We start from the raw sequence: 14,386 nt of genomic DNA, 5'->3' as shown, positions 1-14,386 counted from the left end.
GACACCGCGGCCCCCGCCCGGACGGGGGCGGGGGCCGCGGTGCGTGCGTACGGGACTCAGGCGGCGACGGCCACCGGGGTGCGGGCCGGGTCCTCCAGCGGGGAGGAGGAGGCGGCCGCGTAGGCCTCCTTGTCCAGGATTCCCTCGCGGGCCGAGACGATGACCGGGACCACGGCCTGGCCGGCCACGTTGGTGGCGGTGCGCATCATGTCCAGGATCGGGTCGATCGCCATCAGCAGGCCCACGCCCTCCAGCGGCAGGCCCAGCGTGGAGAGGGTCAGGGTCAGCATGACCGTGGCGCCGGTCAGACCCGCCGTGGCGGCGGAGCCGACCACCGACACGAAGGCGATGAGCACGTACTCCTTGATGCCCAGCTGGACGTCGAAGATCTGCGCGATGAAGATCGCCGCCAGCGCCGGGTAGATCGCGGCGCAGCCGTCCATCTTGGTCGTGGCGCCGAACGGGACCGCGAAGGAGGCGTACTCCTTCGGGACGCCGAGGCGTTCGGTGACCTTCTGGGTGACCGGCATGGTGCCGACCGAGGAGCGGGAGACGAAGGCCAGCTGGATGGCCGGCCAGGCGCCCTTGAAGAACTGGAGCGGGTTGACCTTGGCGACCGTCGCGAGGAGCAGCGGGTACACGCCGAACATCACCAGGGCGGAGCCGACGTAGACGTCCGCGGTGAAGGTGGCGTACTTGCCGATCAGGTCCCAGCCGTAGGTGGCGATGGCGGTGCCGATGAGGCCGACGGTGCCGATGGGCGCGAGGCGGATGACCCACCACAGGGCCTTCTGGAGCAGCTCCAGGACGGACTCGGCGAGGGTGAGGACGGGCTGCGCCTTGGTGCCGAGCTGGAGGGCGGCGATACCGGCGACGGCGGCGAGGAAGACGATCTGGAGGACGTTCAGCTCGGTGAACGGCGTGACGACGTCCTTCGGCACGATGCCGGTCAGGAAGTCGATCCACGAGCCCTGGTGCTTGGGCAGCTTGCCGTCCTGCGGGGTGAGGCCGGTGCCGGAGCCCGGGTGGGTCAGCAGGCCGATCGCAAGACCGATACCGACCGCGATCAGCGACGTGATCATGAACCAGAGCAGGGTGCGGGAGGCGAGCCGGGCGGCGTTGTTCACCTTCCGCAGGTTGGTGATCGACACCAGGATCGCGAAGAAGACGAGCGGGGCGACGGCCAGCTTGAGCAGCTGGATGAAGATGTCGCCGATCTGCTCCAGGGTCGTACCGAGCCAGCTGATGTCCTGGCTCTTGGCGAGCCAGCCGAACAGCACGCCGAGCGCGAGACCGGTGACGATCTGGGCCCAGAACGGGAACTTGAACGAGGCCTTGGCGGCGGGGGCCGGGGCCTGGGGGGTGGCGGACACGGACACTCTCCGGGGGTGACGCGTCACGGACGACGCGTGAAGAACGGGGACGCGCAGGAAACAGACGGAAGGTTTCTGCGGTGGTGGTGCGTGCTGGTGGTGACGCGGTGCGGCAGCACCCGGAGGAAGCCGGGCCGGCCGGGACCACTGCCGTATCGGTGAGCCGTATGGGGCAGTCGGCTCAGCGACAACAGCAACAGGCCGCGGACACGCGGCGGCAGAGGTCGACGTGCAGGCGCGCCACGAGCGGGACGCTCGCGGTCATCTGGTGCGCAACTGTGGTCAACATGTTGAACACGCTAACACTTCTCCTTTGAGAATCTCAAAGGCACCCTTTGAGCCATGGTCGCGACGGGGCGGAGGCCCGGGCTGCACGGACCTACCCACACCTGCCCGGACGCACGAAAGCCCCAGCGTTACGGGCGGTATTCCCGTTGCTGGGGCGGATGCGTGTGTGAGGAAAACTACGGGCCGGGGACCGGCCCGCGTCAGGCGACGCGGGCGGCGTCGTCGGCCGCGTCCTCCTGGCCGCGGTTCTCGGCGAGCTTCTGCTTCGCACCCGCGACACGTCCGGAGATCTGCGCGGACATCTCGTCGCGCTGCTTGCGCAGGAGCACGAAGGACAGCGGCGCGGAGAGCACGAGGGCCAGCAGCACGATCCAGGCGAAGTTCGCGTCACCGAGGCCCGCGGGCACCCAGCCGAGCCGGACGAATACGGCGACGAGCACCAGGCACCCGACGAAGATGCCCAGGCGCATCGCGGTGTAGCGGATCGTCGCGCTCGGCTTGAGGGACACGGTGACCCCTTCTCTCTCGTCTTCGTACGGCGGCACGTGCCCATCCAGTGAAGCACGCCGGGGCGGGGCTGCGGTCCGCCGGGGTGTGTGACCCCTGCGGCCGGCCGTGGCGGCCCGCGTCAGTGCAGCGGGAGCAGCATCGTGATGTCGTCGCGGTCGTCGCCGGGGCCCACGCGGATGGCGTCCGGGACGCGGCCGACCTCCTTGTAGCCGCAGGCGGCGTAGAAGTGCTCAAGGCCCAGGCCGCCGCGGCAGGTCAAGCGGACGGCCTCGATGCCGTCCAGCGCGCGGGCCGCGTCTGCGACGGCATCCATGAGCGCGCGGCCCGCTCCCCGGCCCTGGAGGCGGGGGGCGACCATGACGGTGTAGGCCCAGACCCAGTGGCGCATGAGCCGGTGCGGGTTGAGGGCGAGGACCGCCGCGGCGGCGACCTCACCGTCCTCGTCGTGGCCCACGACCAGGTGGTGGGTGCCCTCGGCCATCGCCGCGAGGTGCTTGACCAGCGCGGGCCGGATGTCGTCGGTGGTGACCGGCGGGACGAAGCCGACGGCGCCGCCCGCGTTGCTGACCTCGGTCCACAGGGCGAGGAGCCCGTCGCGCAGGGCCGGGCCGACGAGGGGATCGACGGTGAAGGTAAGGGCCATGGGCGGAGAGTACCTATTACTCCAGGGGATCGGCAACCACGTGGGCCCCGCCTCTTGCGGCACCCCACGACGGCGCGAGCCCCGGTCCACCGGGACCGGGGCTCGCCTCCTGGAGCGTCTCGCAGGACCGCGTCAGACGCGCATCGCCTGCGGCGACTCGCGCAGGTCCGCGTCCGGGCCGGGGTACTCGCGGATGATCTCGTAGCGCGTGTTGCGCTCGACCGGGCGGAAGCCGGCTTCCCGGATGAGCTCCAGGAGGTCCTCCCGGCCCAGCTTGTTCGGGGTGCCGTAGTTGTCGGCGTCGTGCGTGATCTTGTACTCGACGACCGAGCCGTCCATGTCGTCCGCACCGTGCTGGAGCGCCAGCTGGGCGGTCTGCACGCCGTGCATCACCCAGAAGACCTTCACGTGCGGCACGTTGTCGAACAGCAGGCGGGAGACCGCGAAGGTCTTGAGCGCCTCGGCGCCCGTCGCCATCGTCGTGCGCGCCTGGAGCTTGTTGCGGACCTTGCCGTCCTGCATGTCCACGAAGTCGTGCTGGTAGCGCAGCGGGATGAAGACCTGGAAGCCGCCGGTCTCGTCCTGGAGCTCGCGCAGGCGCAGCACGTGGTCCACGCGGTGGCGCGGCTCCTCGATGTGCCCGTAGAGCATGGTCGAGGGGGTCTTGAGGCCCTTGGAGTGCGCCAGGCGGTGGATGCGCGACCAGTCTTCCCAGTGGGTGCGGTGGTCCACGATGTGCTGGCGGACCTCCCAGTCGAAGATCTCCGCGCCGCCGCCGGTCAACGACTCCAGGCCGGCCTCGATCAGCTCGTCCAGGATGTCGGAGGCCGACATGCCGGAGATCGTCTCGAAGTGGTGGATCTCGGTGGCCGTGAACGCCTTGAGCGAGACGTTCGGCAGCGCCTCCTTGAGCGCGGAGAGCGAGCGCGGGTAGTAGCGCCACGGCAGGGTCGGGTGCAGGCCGTTGACGATGTGCAGTTCGGTGAGGTTCTCGTTCTCCATGGCCTTGGCCAGGCGGACGGCTTCCTCGATGCGCATCGTGTACGCGTCCTTCTCGCCCGGCTTGCGCTGGAACGAGCAGTACGCGCAGGACGCGGTGCACACGTTGGTCATGTTGAGGTGGCGGTTGACGTTGAAGTGGACGACGTCACCGTTCTTGCGCGTGCGCACCTCGTGGGCGAGGCCGCCGAGCCAGGCCAGGTCGTCGGACTCGTAGAGGGCGATGCCGTCCTCACGGGTCAGCCGCTCGCCGGAACGGACCTTCTCCTCCAGCTCACGCTTGAGCCCAGCGTCCATGCCGGTCCTCTCCTCTGTGTGTCCTGCTCTGTCCTGCACTGCCCATGCCCTGCGTTTCCTGTGCCGCGCCACCCCGTGGCGGGTGGGTGCAACCGCCACCCACCGTACTCTCAGCCCTCCTCGGGCAGTTCCCCGACCCGGTTCTCCCACTTGGTGGAGAGCACGATGGTGGTACGGGTGCGGGAGACGCCCTTGGTGCCGGAGAGCTTGCGGATGATCTTCTCCAGGCCGTCCACGTCGTTGGCGCGCACCTTCAACATGAAGGAGTCGTCGCCCGCGATGAACCAGCAGTCCTCGATCTCGGCGAGGTCGCGCAGCCTGCGGGCCACGTCCTCGTGGTCCGCGGCGTCCGAGAGCGAGATGCCGATCAGCGCGGTGACGCCGAGGCCGAGCGAGGCCGCGTTCACGGTCGCGCGGTAGCCCGTGATCACGCCCGCCGTCTCCAGGCGGTTGATGCGGTCGGTGACGCTGGGGCCGGAGAGGCCCACGAGACGGCCCAGCTCCGCGTACGAGGCACGGCCGTTTTCCCGGAGTGCCTGGATGAGCTGCCTGTCCACCGTGTCCATTACGTGGAGCCTTCCATTATTCGGCGATTCTGCGAGTCTAGGTATAGAATCTAAGGCATACAGGGGTCAACGCCCTGTGAAATCTTTCATCAGATCAAAGACGATCTTCAGGAGTGGTTCACCGTGTACACGATCGAGATGGCCTACGCGCACATGCGACAGCTCCAGGAGCTGGCCAACCGATCCCGCACCGACCAGCCGTCCGCCGCGCACCGCGTCGACAAGATGCGCAAGCCGCGCACCGACAAGAAGCGCTAGCCACCGCTCGCCTCCCGGGGAGCACGGGAACCTCCCAGCTCCCCCTCCCACCGGCGGTACAGCCGGTGCGGCACTCCTGCCGCATCCAGCACCCGCCCCGCGACGAAGTCCACCAGATCCTGGATGTGCGTCGCACCCGAGTAGAACGCCGGAGAGGCGGGCAGCACGACCGCGCCCGCCTCGTCCAGCGCCACCAGCTGCTTCAAGGTCTGCCCGTTCAGCGGGGTCTCCCGTACCGCGACCACCAGCCGGCGCCGCTCCTTGAGCGTCACGCTCGCCACGCGCTGGAGCAGGTCCTTCGACAGTCCCAGCGCCACCCCCGCCACGCACGCCGTGGACGCGGGCACGATCAGCATCCCCTTGGCCGGGTACGAGCCCGAGCTCGGGCCGGCGGCCAGGTCCCCGGCGCCCCAGTAACGCACGTCGTCCAGCACCGGCGGGGCGAAGCCGCCCGGCTTGCCGTCCGCGCCGCGTTCCAGCCACTGGGCGAGGTCCTCGCGCCAGTGCGCGTCACGGAACGCGATGCCGGTCTCGTCCAGCAGGGTGAGCCGCGAGGCCCGGCTCACCACCAGGTCGACGCTTTCCCCCGCCGCGAGGAGCCCGCGGACCACCGCCGCCGCGTACGGCGTCCCGGACGCCCCGGAAACCCCGACCACCCACGGGGTGCGCTTGCCGTCAGTCATGACTCCGAGACTATCCGGCCACCGCGAGCGGGCACGGAGTAAGGTGCCCGGACGTTCGAAGGGTGGACACGAAAGACGGGGGGGTGTCGCCATGAGCCTGGTGCGCGAGGGGCACGGGATACGGCGCGGCGGGGACGCGGAAGCGGACGGGTGGGGCCGGGCCGAGCGGGCCAAGGCCGCCGCGAAGCTGATGCTCGGCTGGGTTGCGCTGCTGTGGCTGATCGAGGCGGTGGACTACACCGCGGGCCACGCGCTGGACGCGTACGGGATCATCGCCCGCGAGGCCGACGGCCTGAGCGGGATACCGCTGGCCCCGTTCCTGCACTTCGGCTTCGACCACGTGGCGTCCAACAGCCTGCCCCTGCTGGTGCTGGGCTTCGTCACCGCCCTCAGCGGCATACGCCGCTTCCTGGCCCTGTCCGCGGTCCTCACCCTCGCCGACGGCTTCGCGGTGTGGCTGATATCGCCCTCCCACACCGTCACCGCCGGCGCCTCGGGCCTCATCTTCGGCCTCTTCGGGTACCTGCTGGTACGCGGCTTCGTGGAGCGCCGGCCGCTGGGGGTGGTGACCGGGCTGTGCATGGCCGCCGTCTGGGGCACCACGTTCCTGTCGGGGATCCTGCCCACCGACGCGATGATCAGTTGGCAGGCCCACCTCTTCGGGCTCCTCGCGGGCGTGGCGGCGGCGTTCCTGTTCCGCCGGCGCAGCGCTTAGAGCGTCAGGCCCCGCGCGGCGACGTCCAGGACGGCGCAGACGAAGAGCGCGATCCCGATGAAACCGTTCACCGTGAAGAAGGCCCGGTTCAGCCGGGACAGGTCGTGCGGCGTGACGATCGTGTGCTCGTAGAGGAACGCGGCCACGACGATCACCAGGCCGGCCCAGAAGAACGGCCCGGCATCCGTCATGACGGCGTACCAGGCGAGCAGCCCGGTGGTCACGGCGTGCGCGCCGCGCGCGCCCCACAGCGCGGCCGGGATGCCGAAGCGGGCCGGGACCGACTTCACGCCCTCCGCACGGTCGGCGGCCACGTCCTGGCAGGCGAAGATCAGGTCGAAGCCGCCGATCCACACGCCCACGGCGAGACCGAGCACCACCGCGTCCCAGGACCAGGTACCGGTGATCGCCAGCCAGGCCCCGACCGGACCCATCGCCTGCGCCACGCCCAGGATGGCGTGCGGGAAGTTCGTGAACCGCTTCCCGTACGGGTACACCACCATCGGGATCACCGCGAGCGGTGCCAGCGCCAGGCACAGCGGGTTCAGCAGCGCCGCCGAGCCGAGGAAGACGGCCAGCGCCACCCCGGCCCCGGTCCAGGCGGAGCGCACCGAGACGGCGCCGGTGACGAGTTCGCGCCCGGCGGTGCGGGGATTGCGGGCGTCGATCTCGCGGTCGATGATCCGGTTGGCGGCCATCGCGAAGGTCCGCAGGCCCACCATGCAGATCGTGACGAGCAGCAGCTCGACCCAGTGCATCGTCCCGTCGAGCCCGAACATGGCCGTCAGGGCGGCGATGTAGGCGAAGGGCAGCGCGAAGACCGAGTGCTCGATCATCACGAGCCGCAGGAACGCCTTGACCTTGCCGGGGGCCTGCGGCGCGGGGCCGGGACCGACCACCCCGTCGGCTGTCGTCATCACGCGAGGCCCCCGCGGAAGTCTTCGAGGTCGGCGCGGAGCGCGTCGGCGTCCACGGGCGGGATCTCCAGCGTGACCGGGGACGGCTCCTCGCCCTCCGGCGGGGTGATGGTGGAAACGAAGCGGCATCCCCCGCCCGCCTGCCCCGGGTAGCCCTGGAGGCGCAGCACCTGGCCCGCGCCGACGATGAACGGCCCGGTGTCGAAGGACAGTTCGGCCAGCAGCCGGTCGGCGAAGTCCTCGGCCTCCGCGTCCCGCAGACCCGGCAGCTCGAAACCGCCGCCCCCGCCGGTCCCGTCCTCCCACATCAGTGCCCAGATGTTGCCGGGCCCCGCGAACTCCTCGGGCGTCACGCCGGCCTGTTCGGCCGCCGCGCGGACCTCCGGGTCGGCCGCATCCAGGCGCGGGCGCAGGACGGCGACGTACGCCGTGTCGGTGCCGATGAAGAGGGCGGGTCCGCCCATCGCCGTGCTCACAGTCCGTACTCCTTCCAGCGGCTGTCCACGAGGGCGGCCGTCGCGGGGTCGGACTCGACCATGTCGGGCCAGCCGCCGTCGCGCGTGTAGCCCTCCTCGGGCAGCTTCTTCGTCGCGTCGATACCGGCCTTGCCGCCCCAGAACTGCTGGTAGGAGGCGTGGTCGAGGTGGTCCACCGGCCCTTCCACGACGGTGAGGTCGCGGCTGTAGTCCGTGTTGCCCAGCGCCCGCCAGGACACCTCGTGCAGGTCGTGGACGTCGCAGTCCTTGTCCACCACGATGATCAGCTTGGTCAGCGACATCATGTGCGCGCCCCAGATCGCGTGCATGACCTTCTGGGCGTGCTTGGGGTACTTCTTGTCGATCGAGACGATCGCGCAGTTGTGGAAGCCGCCCGACTCGGGGAGGTGGTAGTCCACGATGTCCGGGACGATGATCTTGAGCAGGGGCAGGAAGAAGCGCTCCGTCGCGCGCCCCAGCGGCCCGTCCTCGGTCGGCGGGCGGCCGACCACGATCGACTGGAGGAGCGGGCGCTTGCGCATCGTCACGCAGTCGATCGTGAGCGCCGGGAAGGGCTCCTGCGGGGTGTAGAAGCCGGTGTGGTCGCCGAAGGGCCCCTCCGGCAGCATCTCGCCCGGCTCCAGCCAGCCCTCGATGACGACTTCGGCATGGGCGGGCACCTGGAGCGGGACCGTCTTGCAGTCGACCATCTCGATGCGCTTGCCCGCGACGAACCCGGCGAACAGGTACTCGTCGATGTCCCCCGGCAGCGGCGCGGTGGACGCGTACGTCACCGCCGGCGGGCAGCCGAAGGCGATCGCGACCGGCAGCCGCTCGCCGCGCGCGGCGGCGACGGCGTAGTGGTTGCGGCTGTCCTTGTGGATCTGCCAGTGCATGCCGATGGTGCGCTTGTCGTGGCGCTGGAGGCGGTACAGGCCGAGGTTGCGCACGCCCGTCTCCGGGTGCTTGGTGTGCGTCAGGCCCAGGTTGAAGAAGGAACCGCCGTCCTTGGGCCAGGTGAACAGGGCGGGCAGCCGGTCCAGGTCGACGTCGTCGCCGGTGAGGACGACCTCCTGGACGGGGGCGGAGTCGCCCTTCACCTTCTTCGGCGGCACGTGCACCATCGAGCCGAGCTTGCCGAACGCCTCGCGCACGCCGATGAAGCCCTGGGGCAGCTCGGGCTTGAGGAGACCGCCGATCTTGTCGCTGATCTCGTCGTACGACTTGAGGCCGAGGGCCTTGAGCAGCCGGCGGTCGGTCCCGAAGACGTTCATGGCGAGCGGCATCGCCGAGCCCTTGACGTTCTCGAAGAGCAGCGCGGGCCCGCCCGCCTTGTTGACCCTGTCGACGATCTCCCCGACCTCCAGGTAGGGGTCGACTTCGGCCTTGATGCGCTTGAGGTCGCCCTCCCGCTCCAGAGCCCGGAGCAGCGAGCGGAGATCGTCGTAAGCCATGGGGCCCAGTATCCGTCACCTACTACCCTGGGGGCGTCACCGGGGCTCCGCGTGGGCCCGCCGCCACTGCCTGGGAGTCGGTCCCGCACCGTGCTGCGCTACCTGCCGTTCCTGCTGATCATCGCGCTGACCATCTACGCCTTCATCGACTGCCTGAACACGCCGGAGGAGGAGGTCAAGCACCTGCCGAAGGTGGTGTGGGTGCTGATCATCCTGCTGTTCTCGATCGTGGGGCCCGTGGTGTGGCTGTTCGCGGGCAGGACCCGGACGGCGGCCGGCGGCGGCCGTGTCCGGCGCACCGACTGGGTGGCGCCCGACGACAACCCGGAGTTCCTGCGGTCCCTGCGCGAGGAGCGTGACAAGAAGCGCGGCAACGAGCACGACAAGGACCGCGACAAGGACCGCGACAAGGACAAGGGCGCCGACAACGACTGACGGCCGCGCCGCTCAGTACCGTCTGGTGAGGGGCCGCGCGTAGGACTCGCGCAACTCGGCCCGGCGGGCTTCGGTCCAGGGGGCACCCGGGCCCGTCAGCGCCGCTTCGAGGAGTTCGAAGTGCTGGTGCCAGTCCGCCAGGACGCCCGGCGGGTCGGCGCCCGGGCCCTCGCGCTCGTTCAGGAACCGGATCACCGTGGAGTCCGTGCCGACCGGCTCCAGGTGGAAGCGGATCCGGCCGAGCCCGCCGAGCGTGTACTCCACGACCCGTTCGACGTCCCAGGCCGTGATCCGGCCGGACGCCGCGGGACCGCCGTCGAGCGGGCGCAGGGTGACGGCTCCGTCGAGGTGCCGCTCCAGGACCTCCGCCTCGCCCAGCCAGCGGCGCAGCCCGCCCGCCGTGGTCAGCGCGGGCCACAGGCCCTCGTAGGAGTACGGCAGGTGCGGCTCGAAGCGGATCAGCCGGCGGTCCTCGCCGCGGCTCTCGCTGGTGCCATGGCTCACAGGAGACATGACACCAGCGTCGCACTCCCGCCGGTCAGACGCCCGCGTAGGAGTGCTTGCCGTTCAGCAGGATGTTCACGCCGTAGTAGTTCCAGATCCAGCAGGCGAAGGCGAAGAGCGCCAGGTAGGCGGCCTTGCGGCCCTTCCAGCCCGCCGTGGCCCGCGCGTGCAGGTAACAGGCGTACGCCACCCACGTCACGAAGGACCAGACCTCCTTGGGGTCCCAGCCCCAGTACCGGCCCCAGGCGTCGCCCGCCCAGATCGCGCCCGCGATGATCGTGAACGTCCACAGCGGGAAGAACGCCGCGTTGATCCGGTACGAGAACTTGTCGAGCGTCGCGGCCGAGGGCAGCCGCTCCATGACCGAGGTCGCGAAGCGGCCCGGCTGCTCGCCGCGCTCCAGCCGGGCCTCGTACCCGTCGCGGAACAGGTACAGCACCGTGCCCGTCGCGCCGATGTAGAAGACGGCGCCGCAGATGATGGCGGTGGAGACGTGGATCCACAGCCAGTACGAGTGCAGGGCCGGGACCAGCTGGTCGCTCGCCGTGTACAGCCAGGTGGTGGCGATGCCGAGGTCCAGCAGGACGCTCGTGACCAGGATCAGACCCATCCAGCGGACGTTCTTCTTGAGGAGCAGCAGGATCAGGTACGCGCCGACGGCCACCGTGGAGAAGGTGAGCGAAAACTCGTACATGTTGCCCCAGGGGGCCCGCTTCACCGACGTCGCGCGCGCGACGACACCGGCCGCCTCGATGATGAAGGCGAGGGCGGTCAGGGAGACCGCGATCCGCCCGTACAGGTCACCCTGCTCGGTGCCGCCGGCGGCGCCGGGGCCGTCCGGGACGTCGCGGGTGCCGGCGGCGGAACGGGTGACGACCTGCGGCCGGTCGAGGACGGCCGTGCCCCCCTTCCCGCGCACCTGCACGGCCGGGGCCGCGGCGGCCGGGGCCCCGGTCAGCGCGGCGGCCGTACGGCCGACCTTGCTGCGGCTGCCGAAGATCCACTCGGCGATGTGGGCGAGGAAGGCGAGCGTGTAGACCGCCATCGACGAATAGACCAGGTAGTTGCTGATCTGGGCCAGGTTCTCATTGGCCTCGGCTGCGAGCGGCGTCATCCGCGCTCCCCTTCAACGTTTTCCTTGACAGGTCGGTCGGGCGCCGTGGGCGCCTGCTGGTGGAGTGCGGCGGCCAGCGCGCCCAGCTCCTGCGGGAGCTTGGTGGACTCGCTGCGGCCGAGGGCCGCCATCTCCACGACGGTCACCCCGTCCTCGCCCGTGGTCGCCCGGACCCAGATCCGGCGGCGCTGGATGAACAGGGAGCCGGCCAGGCCGCCGATGGCGGCGATGGCGCCCGCGAGGGCGAGGCCGCTGCCGGGCTGGTGGGTGATCGAGAAGGTGGCCCAGCGCTCGATGCCCTCGAACTTCACGGTGCCCGCGCCGCCCGGCAGGGTCATCGTCTCCCCGGGCAGCATCTTCTGCTTGAACAACTGGCCCGCATCGTCCTTGAACATCTGCATCTTCGACGTGTCGAGCTGGTAGACGTTCTGCGGCAGACCCGAGTCCACGCCGAGGCTGCCGTGCCAGGCACTGAGCATGAGCGCCGGGAAGCCCAGGTCGGGGAACTGGGAGAACATCGTCCCCTTGCCCTCGCCCGCGTACGTCGGCACGAACATGGCGCCGAAGCCGAGCTGCTCCTTCTTGCCGTCCTTGTCCTTGTAGCCGTCGGTGACCTTGATGGCACCGGAGGAGGTGAGGTTGGAGTCCTGCGGGAGCATCGGCACGGCGTCCTTGAAGATCACCTTGCCGGTGGGGTCGGTCACCGAGACGACCGGCGCGTAGCCGTGGCCGAGGAGGTAGACCTTGGAGCCGTCGACCTCCAGGGGCTTGTTGACTTCGATCTCGCGCTTGTGCGGTGCGCCGTTCGCGCCCTCGCGGAAGGTGACGTACGCCTTGAAGTCGCGCGCGGTGCCCTTCTGCGGGCCGGTCTTCGCGTACGAGGCGTCGAACCGGTCCAGGGTGAAGGAGAAGGGCGGGAGGTCGTCGGGGGTGAAGAAGGACCCGGACTTGAAGTCGTCGTACTGGGTGAGCGTGTTGGAGAAGCCCTTGCCGCGCAGGACGAGCTTGCCGCCCTCGGACTTGTAGAGCTGTCCCCAGGCGAAGGCCACCAGCATGACGATGAGGGCGATGTGGAAGAGCAGGTTCCCGGCCTCGCGCAGGTAGCCCTTCTCCGCGGCCACGGAGCTCGCACCCGTCTCGGTACGGAAGCGGCTCGCGCCCAGTACCTTCCCGGCCGCCGCGATGACCTCGTCGGCGGGCTCTTCCGTGCGCCACGTCGTGTACGCGGGCAGCCGGTCGAGGCGCTTGGGGGCGCGGGGCGGGCGGCCGCGCAGCTGGCCGACGAACTGCCAGGAGCGGGGCAGGATGCAGCCGATCAGCGAGATGAACAGCAGCAGGTAGATCGCGGAGAACCACACCGAGCTGTAGACGTCGAAGAGCTGGAGCTTCTCGGCGACCGTCACCCACGAGGCGTGCTCGCGCTTCCAGGTGGCGACCTTCATCGCGTCGACCTGGGTCTGCGGGATGAGCGAGCCGGGGATGGAGGCGAGCGAGAGCAGGAACAGCAGGATCAGCGCCACCCGCATGGAGGTGAGCTGGCGCCAGAACCAGCGCAGCCAGCCGAGCACGCCGATGCCCACCGGGCCGCCGGGGGCGTCCTCCAGGGGGGCAGTGGACAGCTGCGCTCCGGCGGCGGCGTCGTCGTCGCCGCGCGCGGACGCGGAGGATTGCTGGGACGCCTCGGGGGACGCCTTGTCGGTCGTACTCATGTCCGTGTAGTCCTCAGATCCCCACCGTGAAGCCGTTGGTCCAGCTCTGCATGTCGCTGATGAGCGTGCCCCACCAACCTGTGACGAGGAGCAGTCCGGTGACGATCAGCATGCCGCCGCCGATCCGCATCACCCACGCATAGTGCTGCTTCACCCACCCGAACGCGCCGAGCGCCTTGCGGAACGCGAGCGCCGTCAGGATGAACGGCACCCCGAGGCCCAGGCAGAACACCGTGGTCAGCAGGGCGCCGCGGCCCGCGGTCGCCTGGTCGATGGAGAGCGTGTTGACGGCGGCGAGGGTCGGACCCATGCAGGGGGTCCATCCGACGCCGAAGAGCACGCCGAGCAACGGCGCGCCGATCAGGCCGGCGGCCGGCTTCTTGTGGAAGCGGAACTCGCGCATCGTCAGGCCGGGGATCGCCCCCATGAAGAACAGGCCGAGCACGATCACCAGGCCGCCGAGGACGCGGGCTATGACGTCCTTGTTCTCGGCGAGGGTGTCCCCGAAGTAGCCGAAGAGCGCGCCCGTCGAGACGAAGACCGCCGTGAAGCCGAGGACGAACAGGCTCGCCCCGGCCAGCATCCGCCCGCGGCGGGCCTCGGCGAGGTCGGCGCCGCCCACCCCGGTCACGTAGGAGAGGTAGCCGGGGACCAGCGGCAGCACGCAGGGCGAGAAGAAGGAGACCAGGCCGGCCAGGAGCGAGAGGGGCAGCGCGAGCAGCAGCGCCCCGTTGAGGACGGTGGTGTTCACACCGGTCGCCCCGGCGGCGAGGAGGTGGAGCTCGGTGACCACGTCGGTCACTTCTCCGCGAGCAGCGGGTCGATCATCGAGCGCAGCTGGGTCTCGTTGAGCGCGACCAGCGTGCGGGCGGCGATCTTGCCCTCCTTGTCGAGGACCACCGTGGAGGGGATCGACTGGGGGTTCAGCGTGCCCTTGGGGAAGCGGAGGATCAGCCGGCCGTCGGGGTCGTAGAGGCTCGGGTAGGTGATCCCGAAGTTCTCTTCGAAGGCGGCGGCGTTCTGCTTGCTGTTGTCGCGGATGTTCAGGCCGACGAAGGCGACGTCCTTGCCGCTGTCGGCCAGTTCCTTCGACACCTTCGCGAAGTAGGGGGCCTCGGCCCGGCAGGGCGGGCACCAGGAGCCCCAGACGTTGAGGACGACGACCTTGCCCTTGAGGGCGGTCGTGTCGAGCGTCTTGCCGTCGACCGTCTCGCCGTCGAGCTTGGGTGCCTCGGTGCGCTCGCCCTTGGCGACGGTGGAGATGCCGCCGGCGCCCGCGACGTAGTTCCCGCCGGCGGAACCGGAGGGTTTGCTGCTGCCCGAATCGCCGCACGCCGTAAGGGTCAGGGCGCTCGCGAGGGTCACCGCGGTCAGCAGACTGACGCGGCCGCTGGTCGAGCGGCGGCGGGGGGCTTGGCCAAGGCTCATGTGAAAAGTTTCGCATG

The 14,386-nt window shown here is 70.1% G+C and carries 17 protein-coding genes; 3 read left to right on the top strand and 14 right to left on the bottom strand.

Annotated elements, in window-relative coordinates:
• Window positions 1–56: 56 nt before the first annotated feature.
• From OG861_RS18200 to OG861_RS18180, 5 genes are all read right to left on the bottom strand, one after another.
• On the bottom strand, window positions 57–1,379 hold the full coding sequence (locus OG861_RS18200; RefSeq protein WP_329196023.1) for a dicarboxylate/amino acid:cation symporter: 1,323 nt from the start codon (window positions 1,377–1,379) through the stop codon (window positions 57–59).
• Between the two features lie 482 nt (window positions 1,380–1,861).
• Window positions 1,862–2,131 (bottom strand): DUF4229 domain-containing protein, encoded by a 270-nt coding sequence (locus tag OG861_RS18195; RefSeq protein WP_190186469.1) that lies wholly within the window; start codon window positions 2,129–2,131, stop codon window positions 1,862–1,864.
• A 158-nt stretch (window positions 2,132–2,289) separates the two neighbouring features.
• Window positions 2,290–2,814, bottom strand: coding sequence for a GNAT family N-acetyltransferase (locus tag OG861_RS18190; RefSeq protein ID WP_329196024.1), 525 nt, complete (start codon window positions 2,812–2,814; stop codon window positions 2,290–2,292).
• Between the two features lie 132 nt (window positions 2,815–2,946).
• On the bottom strand, window positions 2,947–4,110 hold the full coding sequence (mqnE, locus tag OG861_RS18185) for an aminofutalosine synthase MqnE (protein ID WP_329196026.1): 1,164 nt from the start codon (window positions 4,108–4,110) through the stop codon (window positions 2,947–2,949).
• Between the two features lie 110 nt (window positions 4,111–4,220).
• A complete protein-coding gene (locus tag OG861_RS18180) occupies window positions 4,221–4,676 on the bottom strand; it encodes an Lrp/AsnC family transcriptional regulator (protein ID WP_190186407.1) in 456 nt (151 codons plus the stop codon).
• Window positions 4,677–4,799: 123 nt separating this feature from the next.
• On the opposite strand from OG861_RS18180, the gene OG861_RS18175 reads away from it, so the two are divergent.
• On the top strand, window positions 4,800–4,934 hold the full coding sequence (locus tag OG861_RS18175) for a hypothetical protein (RefSeq protein ID WP_268250203.1): 135 nt from the start codon (window positions 4,800–4,802) through the stop codon (window positions 4,932–4,934).
• Here OG861_RS18175 and OG861_RS18170 read toward each other — a convergent pair.
• On the bottom strand, window positions 4,931–5,617 hold the full coding sequence (locus OG861_RS18170; RefSeq protein ID WP_329196030.1) for a UbiX family flavin prenyltransferase: 687 nt from the start codon (window positions 5,615–5,617) through the stop codon (window positions 4,931–4,933). The two genes, OG861_RS18175 and OG861_RS18170, sit on opposite strands and share 4 nt — an antisense overlap.
• Window positions 5,618–5,708: 91 nt before the next feature.
• On the opposite strand from OG861_RS18170, the gene OG861_RS18165 reads away from it, so the two are divergent.
• Window positions 5,709–6,332, top strand: a complete 624-nt coding sequence (locus tag OG861_RS18165) for a rhomboid family intramembrane serine protease (RefSeq protein ID WP_329196031.1) — start codon at window positions 5,709–5,711, stop codon at window positions 6,330–6,332.
• Here OG861_RS18165 and mqnP read toward each other — a convergent pair.
• The 3 genes from mqnP to OG861_RS18150 are packed head-to-tail and all read right to left on the bottom strand — an operon-like array spanning window position 6,329 to window position 9,179.
• Window positions 6,329–7,249, bottom strand: coding sequence for a menaquinone biosynthesis prenyltransferase MqnP (gene mqnP / locus OG861_RS18160; protein WP_329196033.1), 921 nt, complete (start codon window positions 7,247–7,249; stop codon window positions 6,329–6,331). The genes OG861_RS18165 and mqnP overlap by 4 nt on opposite strands.
• Window positions 7,249–7,725: a hypothetical protein gene (locus OG861_RS18155; protein ID WP_329196035.1), complete on the bottom strand. Its 477-nt coding sequence runs from the start codon at window positions 7,723–7,725 to the stop codon at window positions 7,249–7,251. The genes mqnP and OG861_RS18155 overlap by 1 nt, the downstream gene beginning before the upstream one ends.
• Window positions 7,722–9,179, bottom strand: coding sequence for a menaquinone biosynthesis decarboxylase (locus tag OG861_RS18150; RefSeq protein ID WP_329196037.1), 1,458 nt, complete (start codon window positions 9,177–9,179; stop codon window positions 7,722–7,724). The genes OG861_RS18155 and OG861_RS18150 overlap by 4 nt, the downstream gene beginning before the upstream one ends.
• Window positions 9,180–9,269: 90 nt before the next feature.
• On the opposite strand from OG861_RS18150, the gene OG861_RS18145 reads away from it, so the two are divergent.
• Window positions 9,270–9,614 carry a PLD nuclease N-terminal domain-containing protein gene (locus OG861_RS18145; RefSeq protein WP_329196039.1) on the top strand — a complete coding sequence of 115 codons (345 nt, stop codon included), beginning with the start codon at window positions 9,270–9,272 and terminating at the stop codon, window positions 9,612–9,614.
• 12 nt (window positions 9,615–9,626) lie between these two features.
• Here OG861_RS18145 and OG861_RS18140 read toward each other — a convergent pair whose 3' ends face one another.
• Genes OG861_RS18140 through OG861_RS18120 form a run of 5 tightly spaced genes read right to left on the bottom strand, consistent with a single transcriptional unit; the run spans window position 9,627 to window position 14,369 of the window.
• Window positions 9,627–10,127, bottom strand: a complete 501-nt coding sequence (locus tag OG861_RS18140) for an SRPBCC domain-containing protein (RefSeq protein ID WP_329196041.1) — start codon at window positions 10,125–10,127, stop codon at window positions 9,627–9,629.
• A 25-nt stretch (window positions 10,128–10,152) separates the two neighbouring features.
• Window positions 10,153–11,232: a c-type cytochrome biogenesis protein CcsB gene (gene ccsB, locus OG861_RS18135; RefSeq protein ID WP_329196042.1), complete on the bottom strand. Its 1,080-nt coding sequence runs from the start codon at window positions 11,230–11,232 to the stop codon at window positions 10,153–10,155.
• The gene (gene resB / locus OG861_RS18130) at window positions 11,229–12,941 is read right to left on the bottom strand and encodes a cytochrome c biogenesis protein ResB (RefSeq protein WP_329196043.1); all 1,713 of its coding nucleotides are present in this window, start codon (window positions 12,939–12,941) and stop codon (window positions 11,229–11,231) included. Before resB ends, ccsB begins: the two co-directional genes overlap by 4 nt.
• A 13-nt stretch (window positions 12,942–12,954) precedes the next feature.
• Entirely contained in the window at window positions 12,955–13,734 is a 780-nt protein-coding gene (locus OG861_RS18125; RefSeq protein ID WP_329202278.1) for a cytochrome c biogenesis CcdA family protein, read from the bottom strand.
• Between the two features lie 5 nt (window positions 13,735–13,739).
• Complete coding sequence (locus OG861_RS18120; RefSeq protein ID WP_329196044.1) at window positions 13,740–14,369, bottom strand: TlpA family protein disulfide reductase; 630 nt, start codon at window positions 14,367–14,369, stop codon at window positions 13,740–13,742.
• Window positions 14,370–14,386 lie beyond the last annotated feature (17 nt).

It is taken from the genome of Streptomyces sp. NBC_00539 (genome assembly GCF_036346105.1).
Lineage (GTDB): Bacteria > Actinomycetota > Actinomycetes > Streptomycetales > Streptomycetaceae > Streptomyces.
The sequence above is the reverse complement of the archived record's forward strand: the minus strand, read 5'-3'. Positions and strand labels throughout refer to the sequence as shown.

Bases quoted from the DNA above. Each gene is read 5' to 3' on its own strand.
- OG861_RS18195 (WP_190186469.1), bottom strand. From the start codon at position 2,131: ATGCGCCTGGGCATCTTCGTCGGGTGCCTGGTGCTCGTCGCCGTATTC.
- OG861_RS18190 (WP_329196024.1), bottom strand. From the start codon at position 2,814: ATGGCCCTTACCTTCACCGTCGATCCCCTCGTCGGCCCGGCCCTGCGC.
- mqnE (WP_329196026.1), bottom strand. From the start codon at position 4,110: ATGGACGCTGGGCTCAAGCGTGAGCTGGAGGAGAAGGTCCGTTCCGGC.
- OG861_RS18180 (WP_190186407.1), bottom strand. From the start codon at position 4,676: ATGGACACGGTGGACAGGCAGCTCATCCAGGCACTCCGGGAAAACGGC.
- OG861_RS18170 (WP_329196030.1), bottom strand. From the start codon at position 5,617: ATGACTGACGGCAAGCGCACCCCGTGGGTGGTCGGGGTTTCCGGGGCG.
- OG861_RS18165 (WP_329196031.1), top strand. From the start codon at position 5,709: ATGAGCCTGGTGCGCGAGGGGCACGGGATACGGCGCGGCGGGGACGCG.
- mqnP (WP_329196033.1), bottom strand. From the start codon at position 7,249: ATGACGACAGCCGACGGGGTGGTCGGTCCCGGCCCCGCGCCGCAGGCC.
- OG861_RS18150 (WP_329196037.1), bottom strand. From the start codon at position 9,179: ATGGCTTACGACGATCTCCGCTCGCTGCTCCGGGCTCTGGAGCGGGAG.
- OG861_RS18140 (WP_329196041.1), bottom strand. From the start codon at position 10,127: ATGTCTCCTGTGAGCCATGGCACCAGCGAGAGCCGCGGCGAGGACCGC.
- ccsB (WP_329196042.1), bottom strand. From the start codon at position 11,232: ATGACGCCGCTCGCAGCCGAGGCCAATGAGAACCTGGCCCAGATCAGC.
- resB (WP_329196043.1), bottom strand. From the start codon at position 12,941: ATGAGTACGACCGACAAGGCGTCCCCCGAGGCGTCCCAGCAATCCTCC.
- OG861_RS18120 (WP_329196044.1), bottom strand. From the start codon at position 14,369: ATGAGCCTTGGCCAAGCCCCCCGCCGCCGCTCGACCAGCGGCCGCGTC.